Source organism: Rhizobium sp. WSM4643, from assembly GCF_025152745.1.
GTDB lineage: Bacteria > Pseudomonadota > Alphaproteobacteria > Rhizobiales > Rhizobiaceae > Rhizobium > Rhizobium leguminosarum_I.
The window spans coordinates 3,876,957-3,889,801 of the sequence record NZ_CP104040.1; the positions used below are offsets into that span (position 1 = coordinate 3,876,957).

10 protein-coding genes are annotated in these 12,845 nt (G+C 61.1%); 5 read left to right on the forward strand and 5 right to left on the reverse strand.

Annotated features, from left to right (window positions below):
- Positions 1-112 precede the first annotated feature (112 nt).
- The gene (locus N1937_RS19230; protein ID WP_003543025.1) at positions 113-1,144 is read left to right on the forward strand and encodes a LacI family DNA-binding transcriptional regulator; all 1,032 of its coding nucleotides are present in this window, start codon (positions 113-115) and stop codon (positions 1,142-1,144) included.
- Between the two features lie 77 nt (positions 1,145-1,221).
- Here the strand turns inward: N1937_RS19230 and xylA are convergent, their stop codons facing one another.
- From xylA to N1937_RS19255, 5 genes are all read right to left on the reverse strand, one after another.
- Positions 1,222-2,532, reverse strand: coding sequence for a xylose isomerase (gene xylA, locus N1937_RS19235; protein WP_260056765.1), 1,311 nt, complete (start codon positions 2,530-2,532; stop codon positions 1,222-1,224).
- Between the two features lie 191 nt (positions 2,533-2,723).
- Positions 2,724-4,178, reverse strand: coding sequence for a xylulokinase (xylB, locus tag N1937_RS19240; protein ID WP_260056766.1), 1,455 nt, complete (start codon positions 4,176-4,178; stop codon positions 2,724-2,726).
- Between the two features lie 21 nt (positions 4,179-4,199).
- The gene (locus N1937_RS19245) at positions 4,200-5,222 is read right to left on the reverse strand and encodes a LacI family DNA-binding transcriptional regulator (RefSeq protein WP_032985740.1); all 1,023 of its coding nucleotides are present in this window, start codon (positions 5,220-5,222) and stop codon (positions 4,200-4,202) included.
- Positions 5,223-5,431: 209 nt separating this feature from the next.
- Positions 5,432-7,030, reverse strand: a complete 1,599-nt coding sequence (locus tag N1937_RS19250) for a DHA2 family efflux MFS transporter permease subunit (protein ID WP_260056767.1) — start codon at positions 7,028-7,030, stop codon at positions 5,432-5,434.
- Between the two features lie 129 nt (positions 7,031-7,159).
- Positions 7,160-8,374, reverse strand: a complete 1,215-nt coding sequence (locus N1937_RS19255) for an HlyD family secretion protein (protein ID WP_017967951.1) — start codon at positions 8,372-8,374, stop codon at positions 7,160-7,162.
- A gap of 151 nt (positions 8,375-8,525) precedes the next feature.
- Here N1937_RS19255 and N1937_RS19260 point away from each other — a divergent pair, with 151 nt between their 5' ends.
- From N1937_RS19260 to gltX, 4 genes are all read left to right on the forward strand, one after another.
- Complete coding sequence (locus N1937_RS19260) at positions 8,526-9,218, forward strand: TetR/AcrR family transcriptional regulator (protein WP_260056768.1); 693 nt, start codon at positions 8,526-8,528, stop codon at positions 9,216-9,218.
- Between the two features lie 93 nt (positions 9,219-9,311).
- Positions 9,312-10,151, forward strand: a complete 840-nt coding sequence (locus tag N1937_RS19265) for an AraC family transcriptional regulator (RefSeq protein ID WP_260056769.1) — start codon at positions 9,312-9,314, stop codon at positions 10,149-10,151.
- A 215-nt stretch (positions 10,152-10,366) separates the two neighbouring features.
- Positions 10,367-11,116: a TerC family protein gene (locus tag N1937_RS19270; protein ID WP_017967954.1), complete on the forward strand. Its 750-nt coding sequence runs from the start codon at positions 10,367-10,369 to the stop codon at positions 11,114-11,116.
- 246 nt (positions 11,117-11,362) lie between these two features.
- On the forward strand, positions 11,363-12,829 hold the full coding sequence (gltX, locus tag N1937_RS19275; RefSeq protein ID WP_260056770.1) for a glutamate--tRNA ligase: 1,467 nt from the start codon (positions 11,363-11,365) through the stop codon (positions 12,827-12,829).
- Positions 12,830-12,845 lie beyond the last annotated feature (16 nt).

The following is a 12,845-nucleotide window of genomic DNA, read 5'->3' on the forward strand; positions in this document are numbered from 1 at the left end:
AGATCGTGTAAAGGTTTACATCGTTGATTTACACAGATCCGTTGAAGCCTGCCTTTGACCTCTTGACAAGTCTGTGTAGTGTCGCGGCGAAGACAGCCCAAGGCAGAACCCAGTGTCGAATTCCACGCCCGCAACCATCGAAGACGTCGCCCGGATCGCCGAGGTCTCCATCGCGACGGTGTCCCGGGCAATCCACATGCCGGAGAAGGTCGCCAACTCCACGCGCCTCAAGGTCAACCAGGCAATCGCCATCACCGGCTATACGACCAATGCCATGGCGCGCAGCCTGAGGCTCGGCCGCTCCAACATGATCCTCGTCGTGGCGCCCGATATCGGCGATCCCAATTTCTCCAACATTCTCGTCGGCCTGGAGAACGAAGCGCGCGCGCATGGCTACGGCATCTTGATCGGCCACACCCAGAACGATGCCCAGCGCGGCCTGGAATATCTGAAATTCTTCAATTCCAACCAGGCGGCCGGATTGATCCTCTTCACCGGCATCCTGCCCTTCGGGCATCAGACGATGACCGCGCGGCTGCCGCCGAGCGTCGGCGTTTTCGAGCCCGTCTTCAACGGCGGCATTCCCTATGTCGGCGTCGACGATACCGAGGGTGCTCGCAAAGCGGTGGACCTGCTGCTGGCCGAAGGGCATCGCAAGATCGCTTTCATCGGCGATTCGCGCACTCGGCTTGCCTACACCAGACGGCGCATGGGTTACGATGCCGGCCTCGACGCCGCCGGCATCCCACCCGACACCAGGATCGTGCTCGAAGGTGACGGCACGATCGAAAGCGGGCGGCATGCGGTCGAACAGCTTTTCATGCGCGACACGCTTCCGACCGCCTTCATGTGCGTCAACGACCAGACGGCAATCGGCGTCATGGTCGGCCTCGGCGCGCGAGGCTACGACATTCCACGGGATTTCTCGGTGACCGGTTTCGACGACGTGCCGCAGGCCGTCTTCATATCCCCGCCGCTGACCACCATCCGACAGCCGAGAACGGCGATCGGCAAGCAGGCAATGGCGCTGCTGCTGGAACTTCTGTCCGATGGCCGGCCGACCGAAACGGAAATCCTGCTGAGGCCGGATCTGGTGGTTCGGAACTCCGTCTCGGCGCCGTCGCGCAACTGGTCGAAACGTTGAACCAGTAGAGGCTGAGGGCTTCCTGCCCGCACCGGCCGGCGACGGTGCCGGCGGCCTGTGACCGCCGGCGCGCTTTATCAAACGTAACGGTTGACGACGTTCTCAAGCAATTCCTGCTTGCCCGACCTTGGCTGCGGGTTGACGTCGTGGCTCTCGACATAGTGGGTGATCTCATCCAGCGAATACTCGCCGCGGAAGAGCTTCTGCGCCTCGGCGGATTCCCAGCCGGCATAACGATCGGCGAGCGGCTGCGACAGAGCCTTGTCCTCGATCATCTTGGCAGCGGCCTTCAGGCCGCGGGCGCAGCAATCCATGCCGCCGATATGGCCGATCAGCAGGTCCGCCGGGTCGAGAGACTGACGGCGCAGCTTCGAGTCGAAGTTGGTGCCGCCGGTCTTGAAGCCGCCGCCTGCCAGAACATGGTAATAGGCGAGCGCCATTTCGGGAACATTGTTCGGGAACTGGTCTGTATCCCAGCCGGACTGGTAGTCGTTGCGGTTCATGTCGATCGAACCGAAGATGCCGAGCGCATTGGCAAGCGCCAGCTCGTGCTCGAAGGAGTGGCCGGCAAGGATCGCGTGTCCCTGCTCGATATTGAGCTTCACCTCGTTTTCAAGGCCGTGCTTCTTGAGGAAGCCATAGACGGTCGCGACATCATAGTCGTACTGGTGCTTGGTCGGCTCCTGCGGCTTCGGCTCGATCAGGATCGTGCCCTTGTAGCCGATCTTGTGCTTGTATTCGACGACGAGGTTGAGGAAGCGTCCGAGCTGGTCGAGCTCGCGGCCGATATCGGTGTTGAGCAGCGTCTCGTAACCTTCGCGGCCGCCCCAGAGCACGTAGTTTTCGCCGCCGAGCTTCTGCGTGGCATCGATGCAGGTCTTGACCGTCGCGGCTGCGAAAGCGAAGACGTCGGGATCCGGATTGGTCGCAGCGCCCGACATATAGCGGCGGTGGGAGAAGAGGTTCGCCGTGCCCCAGAGCAGCTTGGTGCCGGTTGCGGCCTGCTTGTCGGCGAAATAATCGACGATTTCGTTGAGGTTTTTGGTGTTCTCGGCGAAATTCTTGCCTTCGGGACGTACGTCGGCGTCATGGAAGCAGTAATAGGGCGAGCCGAGCAGCGAGAAGAATTCGAAGGCGACGTCGGCCTTGAGTTTGGCGGCCTTCATCGTGTCCTCGAACCAGGGACGCAGGAAGGTCTGGCCGCCGAATGGATCGCCGCCCGGCCACGTGAAGGTGTGCCAATAGGCCACCGCAAAGCGCAGATGGTCTTCCATGCGTTTGCCCATGACGATCTCGTCCGGCTGGTAATAGCGGAAGGCCAGCGGATTGGTGCTGTCCGGGCCTTCGTATTTTACTTTCTGGATATCGCCAAAAAATCCGGTGCTCATGTTGGTTCTCCTTGGGTTCGTATCTTTTCGAAGTTCAAAATTGTTGGTCTACGCCAGAGGCCCCCTCATCCGCCTGCCGGCACCTTCTCCCCGATGGGGAGAAGAGACTCGCAGCAGCGCCTCTTTTCCCTTCTCCCCTCGGGGAGAAGGTGGCCCGAAGGGTCGGATGAGGCGGCCGCTGGCTCCAGTTCTCAGTGCGCCAGCGACTTGATCGCCGGGTAGAGCGCACGGTAGCGCTTGTAAGCATCCTCATAAGCGCCGCTCAGTGCGGACACCGGCTCGATCGTTCCGGCTGTTATTGGCGGCGTGCAGACGGCAATGGGATCCGCCCCTGTTGCCGCAATCAGGCCGAGACGGGCGGCGCCGAAGGCCGCACCGAAATCGCCGTCGGCCGGGAGGTCGACCGGAACGCCGAGGGCGGTCGCGATCGACGCCAGCCAGTAACGCGAGCGCGAACCGCCGCCGATTGCCGTGACCCGGGATATGCCGGTGCCGGCCGAGCGTAACGCTTCGAGATTGTCGCGGATGGCGAAGGCGACGCCTTCGAGTACTGCCTGGGTGAGAACGACACGGCTGCTTTCATGTTCGAGGCCGATGAAGGCGCCGCGGATGACGGCATCATTGTGCGGCGTGCGCTCGCCGGAGAGATAGGGCAGGAAGGTAACGCCGGTGGGAGCCTTCAGCGTCTCGCCGACTTCGCCGGTGAGATCGGCGGCCGACTTGCCGGTGACACTGGAATGCCAGTTGAGCGCATCGGTGGCCGACAGGATGACACCCATCTGGTGCCAGGTGTTCGGCAACGCGTGGCAGAAGGCATGCACGGCACTTTCCGGCTTCGGAAGATAGAAAGCGTTGGCGGCAAAAAGCACGCCCGAGGTGCCGAGCGAGACGAAGGCTGCACCATCGCTGACCGTGCCCATGCCGCAGGCAGAGGCCGCATTGTCGCCTGCGCCACCGGCCACGACGACATCGCCTGATATGCCCCATTGCGCCGCCAGTTCGGACCGCAGCTTGCCGGCTTGCTCGGTGCCTTCGACAAGCGCCGGCATCTGCTCCTTAGAAAGCTTGGTGGCGGCGAGCAGTTCGGACGACCAGGCGCGTTTGCCGGTGTCGAGCCAGGAAGTGCCGGCCGAATCCGACATTTCCGAGATATATTCGCCGGTCAGCCAAAGACGCAGATAGTCCTTCGGCAAGAGCACCTTGGCGATCTTGGCGAAAACATCGGGCTCATGCTTTTCGACCCAGGCGAGCTTCGGCGCCGTGAAACCGGGAAAGACGATGTTGCCCGTGAGCGCGCGAAAGCGCGGATCGGCATCGAGTGCCGCGGCCTCGACGTAGCTGCGCGTGTCGTTCCAGAGGATGCAGGGGCGCAGGACCTTGTCGGTGGCATCGATGAGCGTCGCGCCGTGCATCTGTCCGGAAAGCCCGATGCCCTTGACCGCGGCAAGCTCCTTCGGATGTTTTGCCTTGAGGCCGGCGACCGCCTCTTCCGTGGCGCGCACCCAGTGGGCCGGCTCCTGCTCCGACCAACCGGAATGCGGACGCGACACGTCGAGCGAACCATTGGCCGAGCCGACGATCTTCTGATCGCCGTCGATCAGCATCGCCTTGACGCCGGAGGTTCCGAGATCGAGACCCAGATACATGTGGCATTTCTCCCTTTGCCGTTACGGCAGATTGTCTTTCAGGAATATGTCGAGGCGGATGCGCTCCTGCGCTTCGATGACGGCAAGCCCGTCCGCCTTGGCTTTCAGCACGCGGATGGCGCTCCGCACCTCATGGCCGGCATCCTGGTTGAGGATCGCATCGATCGTATTGTCGATCAGTGCCGCGCGCGTATGGGCAGTCAGTTCGTGGGCAATGACAGTCAGTACGCGGTCGACGGCCTTCTCCTTCAACGCCCGGATCAGGCCGCGATTGCCGGCGCCGAGGCTGTAGACGCCGATGATGCCGGCATTCCCGAGCGCGTCGGCAACGAGCCTATGGGCGACCTCCGGGTCGTCGCGGCCTTCGAGAACCGGCAGGATCGCAAGATCGGGAAATTCCTCGGCCATGACAGCGGTGAAGCCCTCCAGCCGCTCGCGATGGTCACGCACCAGCATGGAGCCGGCGAGCACGGCGATTTCGCCCTTTCGCGGCCCGAGGAATCGTCCGAGCAGGCGGGCGGCAGTGCGGCCGGCTGCGATATTGTCGACACCAGCATAGTGATGGCGTAGCGACCCCGTGAGATCGGAAACCAGGGTGACGACGGGAAAGCGCTCGCGAACCAACCTGTCGACGGCGGCGCGTACTTCGGGCGCATCGGTCGCAACCAGCGCAATGCCGCATGGTTTTTCCCGGGAAAGCCCTTCAAGCACGGAGACTAGGGCGGCGGGATCGAAGGCCGGCACCTCGATGGTGCGGATATCGGTGCGTTCGGCCGACGAGCGGACGATCGCCTGGCGGATCTCGGCATTGAGCCCGTGCATGAAGGAATTGTCGCTGGCCGGAAGGATGAAGACCAAGGGATAGGTGCGCCCCTTGGCAAGATTGGCGGCGGCGACGTCTCTGATATAACCGAGCTCGCGGATCGCGGTCTCGACCTTTTCCCGCGTGACGTGGCGCACACCGGGGCGCTGGTTGAGAACCCGGTCGACAGTCGCGAGACTGACACCGGCGGCAGCGGCGATATCGTGAACGGTTGGCCTCATCATTCCTCCTGACGAGACCATTAGCGCCAATTTTGATGTACGTAAATCAAAAAATCGAGCGAGCGGATTCCCGCTTCGTTTTCCGGGCATTGCCTACCCGAGTCGGACCGATCCAGCCGACGATCATCCGCCTGATGACACAGCGGCCGGAAAACAGCAACAAAAAGGCCCTCCGAAGAGGGCCTTTTCAAGGGGCGGCAGGCCGGAGGTCAGTGGCCGCCACCGCCTCCCCCGCCTTGCGGCGCGGGTTTCTTGATCATGGCGACACCGAGGATCATGGCAAGGAAGAGTGCGGTCAGGATCAGGAACACGTCGCTGAAGGAAAGGATGATCGCCTGCTTGGTGGCAAGCCCGACCATCTGCTTGATCGCCACAGAGGCGCCGTCCATGCCGTAAGTGTTGAAATTGGCGGCCATGTTGTTCATCTGGTCGATCGCCGCCGGATTGCCCCAGTCCATATTCTCCCGCAGCCGCTCGTAATGCACGTCCTGGCGGCTGGTGAGCACGGTGTTGATGACGGCAAGGCCGACAGCGCCGCCGAGGTTTCGGGTCAGATTGAACAAGCCGGACGCGCCGCGGATGCGCGAGGGCGGCATCGTGCCGAGCGCGATATTGTTGATCGGCACCATGCACATCATCAGTCCGAAACCGCGCAAGATCTGCGGAATGAACAGCTCGTAGAAATCCCAATCCGCCGTCAGATGCATCATGATGAAAGTGCCGGCGGCGAAACTGACGAAGCCGATCGCCATCATCAGGCGCAGGTCCATCTTGGTCGACAATCGTCCGGCGATCGGCGCGGTGAAGAACATCGCCAGCCCGGAGACGAACATCGTCTCGCCGATCATCAGTGAATCATAGCCACGGATGCGCCCGAGATAGACCGGATAGATATAGGTGAGGCCATAGAGGCCAATGCCCATGACGAAAGAAAACACCGAACCGAACGAGAAATTCCGATTCGCGAAAGCCTTCAGGTCGACGACGGGGAAATCCACCGTAAAGGCGCGGTAGAAGAAGACGATGGCCGCAACGCTGGAGGCAATCGCTGCGATGGTGATGGAACTGTCGTTGAACCAATCGTTCGAATTGCCCTCTTCGAGCACATATTCCAGCGCGCCGAGGAACACGCCCATCGAAATCAGCCCCCACCAGTCGAATTTCTTGAAGAGCGACAGTTCCGGTTTGTCGAAATCGATGAAGTTCCAGGTGACGATCGTGACGATGATGCCGGGAACGATGTTGACGAGGAACAGCCAGTGCCAGGAGAAGGCGTGGCTGAGATAACCGCCGACCGTCGGGCCGATGGTCGGTGCCAGCGTCGCGATCAGACCGATGATCGGCGAGACGATGCTGCGCTTCGAAGGCGGGAAGATGGTGAAGGCAGCCGCGAAAACCGACGGGATCATGCCGCCGCCGATGAAGCCCTGGATGACGCGGTAGACGATCATCTGGTCGATATTCGTCGCCGTCGCCGCAAGCGCGCTCGCCATGGTGAAGCCGGCGGCCGAGATCGCGAAGAGATAACGCGTCGAGATAATGCGCGCCAACGTGCCGGAAAGCGGGATCATGATTACTTCGGCGATCAGATAAGCCGTCTGCACCCAGCCGACCTCGTCGCTGCCTGCCGAAAGGCCGGCCTGGATTTCGGCAAGAGAGGCCGAGACGATCTGGATGTCGAGGATCGACATGAACATGCCGAGCACCATCGCGAAGAAGGCAATAAGCTTCTTCGGATCCATGCGCTCGTCGGCATGGGCAGGCGCTGCCGGAATCGTTCCCGCTGTGGCTGTCGCGCTCCCGGCCATCAGATCACCTCCGCCTTTTCCAGAGCAATTCCGTTTTTCTTCGAAGCATGGAATTGCTCTATCTCTTTGTTTTCACGCAATTCCGGACGCAAAACCGCTGCACACATTTGCTGGAATTGCTCTGAAGGCTTACTTGCTCGGCGCCGTACGGGTGTCGACGTCGACGACGACGCTCAGGCCCGCGCGCAGACGCCCGCTATCGAGCGCATCCTGCGGCAGCGCGATGCGCACTGGTACCCGCTGGATCACCTTGGTGAAATTGCCCGTGGCGTTTTCCGGCGGCAGCATCGAAAAGACCGAGCCGGAAGCCGGTGAGATCGATGCGACGGTGCCGACGATCGGATGATCGCTATAGGCATCGACATGGACGTTGACTTTCGAGCCCGGCACCAGATGCTGGATCTGCGTTTCCTTGAAATTGGCATCGATATAGAGTTGGCGCACCGGAACGAGCGCCATCAGGCGCTGGCCGGGGGAGACGAGGTCGCCTTCCTGGACGGAGCGGTTGCCGACAATGCCGTCATAAGGCGCCTTGAGCACGGTGAAGGAAAGGTCGCGGACGGCCTTGTCGCGCGAGATCTCAAGCGAACGGACCGAGCCTTCGGCTTCCTTGCGCTGAGCCTGGAGAATGGTGATGTTGGCCTGCGCAGCGGTGATGTTGGCGTCGCCGCCGGCAAGATTGGCTTTGGCCTGGTCGAGGGCGATATTGGCGTTGTCGAGATCGGCGGCGGTCCCGACCGACTTCGCATGAAGGTCGCTCTGGCGCTTCTGAGTAATCTCGGCACCGCGAACGGCCGCTTCGAGTGCCACCTTCTGCGCCTGCGCCTGCACGAGGCTCGCATTCGCGCCTTCGATCTGCGCGTCGATACGCTGTAGCGAAAGCTGTTCGGTGACGATCTGTGCCTGGGCCAAGTCGAGGGCGTTCTGATAGTCGCCATTATCAAGCGTGGCAAGCACGTCGCCCGCTTTGACTTCCTGGTTGGCGACGACGTTCACCTTCGCGACGTAGCCCGTGACCTTCGGCGAAATCGTTGCGATATCGCCTTCGATATAGGCGTCGTCGGTCGACACCATGAAGCGGCCGTTCGTCCACCATTCGTAACCATACCAGCCGCCGCCTGCGAGAAGGGCGAGCACGACGATCGGTAGCACCGGGCTACGGCGCTTCTTCGCAGTTGCGGGTGCGGCGACCGAAGCCGGCGCCAACTGCGCGGGGGCAGACGGCACTTCGCGAGCTTCCGCCACTGGAGCTTCTGCAACGGCAGCGACCTCGGCCTTTAGCTCTTCGGTCTCGGCGTTTTCGCTGACGATCCGCGCGACATTGCTCTTCTGGTTGCTCGACATGGCCACTTTACCGATCTTGGAGTAAATAATCGAACTGAACGGTTCGGTTCAGTTGACTTAAACCTGTTTTATCGTCATATCAAGATGTATAGAACCAATCGGTTCGATTTCTTTAAAGAAAATGCGAAACCGTCAACACGGTTAAGAGGACATGACGCTGAAACCCGACCACGCCGCCGTATTCAGTCCTCCCGCTGCCGGAGGCCGATTTGCCGCAGGCGAAGATCCGGCCAAGCGCCAGCAGATCCTCGCCGGCGCCAAGCGTGTCTTCATGAAGATGGGTTTCGACGCCGCCAGCATGAACGACGTGACGCGCGAGGCCGGAGTCTCAAAGGGAACGCTCTACGTCTATTTCACCAACAAGGAAGAACTGTTTTCGGCGATGATCGAGACCGAGCGCGCCGCCTTCGTGGCGGCCGTGCGCACGGCGCTTGCCGAACATGACGATCCCGAGGCCGGCCTGTACGAATTTGGGATAAGCTTCGTCACTCATATGACCGATGAAAAGGTCATCAGCGCGATGCGCACCGTTCTCGGCGTTCGCGACCGTATGCCGGTGCTCTGTCAACGCTTCTTCAGGGGCCCGGAAAACCTGCGCACCATCATGCGCGACTTCCTGGAACGGCACATCGCCGAAGGCACACTCGAGATCGACGACATCGATCTTGCCGCCGGCCAGTTCCTCGATCTCGCCAGCGGCAGTTTCTTCAAACTCCGCCTGTTCGGAAGCATGGAAGAGCCGCCGCCGCGCGACGAAATCGAGCGCGTCATCCGCGGCGCGATCCGGGTCTTCATGGCCGCCTACGGCGCGCCCCGGCACGAGGCCGCCCGACCGCACTCTTGACCGTCGCGCTTCATCGGCCAAAATCCCGCAACAGCGATCAAATCCGGCTGCCGGCCTTCCTCTAAGAAAGAAGCTGCAATCAGGAGAATGAGGATGACCGCCGTTGGACGGGCGATCTGGTTCATCGAGAGCCATTTCGAAAGCGATATATCGCTGGAAGAGATATCGGATGCAGCCGGATTGTCGCGCTACCATCTGTCGCGCGTCTTCGGGCTCGTCACCGGCCACTCGATCAGCAGCTATATAAGAGGGCGCCGCCTCAGCCGCGCCGTGCCCACACTGGTCGGCGGTTCATCCACCATTCTCGAGGTTGCGCTTTGTGCGGGCTACGGCTCGCACGAGGCTTTCACCCGTGCCTTCCGCGACCAGTTCGGCATGACGCCGGATGCGGTGCGCAGACAGGGGCACGCTCGTAACCTTGTCTTGCTGGAGCCGATCAGAATGGACCCCGCCCACCTCAGCGACCTCGAACCGCCCCGCTTCGAAACCCTCCAGCCGATGCTGTTTGCCGGCTTGCAGGAGACCTACCCCTATGGCGGCAATGCCGCCATCCCCTCTCTCTGGCAGAAATTCAATGCCCATTTCGGACATATCTCCGGCCAGAAAGGCAATGTCGCCTACGGCATCTGTACCCATATCGACGGCGAAGTGGAGAAATTCCGCTATATGGCTGCGGTCGAAATTTCCGATGCCGGCGATCTGCCGGCGGATTTTGCAACGCTCAAGCTACCGGGCCAGCGCTACGTCGTCTTTGCTCATCGCGGCCATGTCTCCGGCATTCCGGCGACGATGAACCGGATTTTTGGCGCATGGTGGCCGACCTCAGGCCTGGAGCACGGCGAGACACCCGACATGTTCGAACGCTACGACGAGCGCTTCGACCCCTACACCGGCATGGGCGTCACCGAAATCTGGTTGCCGATCACAGCATGATGCCGAAAAGTGCGAGCGGTTTTCGGACGTCATGCTCTAACTCTTTAATTTAGAACAGGATTCAAATTTAAGGCCGACCCGGCCTTAAATCATCCTGTTGTAGGGAATAAAAGTCACATCGGTTTCGTATACCCCTTGCGGCGCTTGCCTGGCAGGCCGGCAACATTACATTGCGAGCGTCATTCACGTATGTGACGCGAAGGGGATATACGCTGATGCAGGAAATCATGACGCTCATTCAGGATCCGGCCGCCTGGGTGGCGCTCATCACGCTGGTGGTGATGGAAGTCGTTCTCGGGATCGACAACCTGATCTTCATTTCCATTCTCACCAACAAACTGCCGCCCGAGCACCGGGAGAAGGCGCGCAAGACCGGCATCGGTCTTGCGCTCGTCATGCGCCTCGCCCTGCTCGGCACCGTCGCCTGGATCGTGCAGCTGACCGAACCGCTGTTTGAAGCCTTCGGCCACGGCTTCTCCTGGAAGGATCTGATCCTGATTGCCGGTGGTCTGTTCCTCGTCTGGAAGGCCACCAAGGAAATCCATCACACCGTCGATCCGATCGATCATCAGGAGGATTTCATCGCGAAATCCGTCACGACAGGCTTTGCATCGGCCATCGGCCAGATCCTGTTGCTCGACCTCGTCTTCTCCGTCGACAGCATCATCACCGCCGTCGGCATGACGCCGCATCTGCCGATCATGGTGGTCGCCGTCGTCGCCGCCGTCACCGTCATGCTTGTTGCCGCGACCCCGCTTGCCAACTTCATCGAGAGGAACCCGACGATTGTCATGCTGGCGCTCGCCTTCCTGCTGATGATCGGCACGACGCTGATCGCCGAAGGCATGGGCTTCCATGTGCCGAAGGGCTACGTTTACGCCGCCATGGCCTTCTCGGCGCTGGTCGAGGTGCTGAACATGTTCGCGCGCAACGCCCGCAAACGCAAACGCGACGCTGCGCATTGAGGCTGGGCAGGAGGGCGCGGCGGAACCGGCGCGCCCTCACACACCGCCATCAAGGCCTTTGCAGGCGTGGTTTTTCTTGACGCGACCGGTTGAATATGGCCTAAGGCCAGCCGAACGGACGATCGGCGGATGGTGCGGGCGCATGCCCTTTTCCGGCCGGTTTGCCGATGAAGATATCTGCATCCTTCCGGCCGCACGTCGCTTTCCCCATGAAAGCCGTCCGGTACTTATTGACGGGCACACACAATGACAGTTTCCGGGACAGCTACCGGCGTCCGCGTCCGCATCGCTCCCTCGCCGACAGGCGAGCCGCATGTCGGCACCGCTTACATCGCTCTTTTCAACTACCTTTTCGCCAAGAAGCACGGTGGCGAGTTCATCCTGCGCATCGAGGATACCGATGCGACGCGCTCGACCCCGGAATTCGAAACGAAGGTGTTGGACGCACTGAAATGGTGCGGGCTAGAATGGAAGGAAGGCCCTGATATCGGCGGCCCCTACGGCCCATATCGCCAATCCGACCGCAAGGAAATGTACCAGCCTTACGGGCAAGAATTGCTGGACAAGGGCCATGCCTTCCGCTGTTTCTGCACGCCCGCGCGGCTGGAGCAGATGCGCGAAACTCAGCGCGCCGCCGGCAAGCCGCCGAAGTATGATGGTCTCTGCCTCAACCTCACGGCCGAGGAAGTCACCTCGCGCATGGCCGCCGGCGAGACGACCGTCATCCGCATGAAGATCCCGGCCGAAGGCTCCTGCGACTTCACGGACGGCGTCTACGGCGACGTCAGCATCCCCTGGGATTCCGTCGACATGCAAGTGCTCGTCAAGGCTGATGGCATGCCGACTTATCACATGGCCAACGTCATCGACGACCATCTGATGAAGATCACCCATGTGGCGCGCGGCGAGGAATGGCTGGCTTCGGTGCCGAAGCACATCCTGCTCTATCGCTATTTCGGCTGGGACGAGCCGGTCTTCATGCATCTGTCGCTGATGCGCAATGCCGACAAGTCGAAGCTGTCGAAGCGCAAGAACCCGACCTCAATCTCCTATTACTCCGCGCTCGGCTATATCCCGGAAGCGCTGATGAACTTCCTCGGCCTGTTCTTCATCCAGATCGCCGAAGGCGAAGAGCTGCTTGACATCAACGAACTGTCCGAGAAGTTCGATCCGGAAAACCTCTCCAAGGCCGGTGCGATCTTCGACATTCAGAAGCTCGATTGGCTGAATGGCCGCTGGATCCGCGAGAAGCTCTCAGAAGAGGAATTCCAAGCCCGTGTACTGACCTGGGCGATGGAAAACGACCGCCTGAAGGAAGGTCTGCGCCTGTCGCAGACGCGCATTTCCAAGCTCGGCGAGTTGCCCGATCTTGCCGGGTTCCTGCTGAAGTCCGATCTTGGCCTGCAGCCTTCCGACTTCGCCAAGATCAAGTCACCGCCGGAAGAGATCCTGGAGATCCTCAACACCGTTCAGCCAGATCTCGAAAAAATCCTGGAATGGAACGTCGAGACGATCGAGGCGGAGCTGCGCGCAATCGCCGACCGCATGGGCAAGAAGCTGAAGGTCGTGGTCTCGCCGCTCTTCGTCGCCGTATCCGGCTCGTCGCGTTCCTTGCCGCTCTTCGATTCCATGGCGATGCTTGGCCGGTCCGTCGTGCGTCAGCGCCTGAAGCTCGCCTCGCAGGCGGTCGCCGCCCTCGTCGGCTCGAAGTAAGAACAGTCAGAGGATT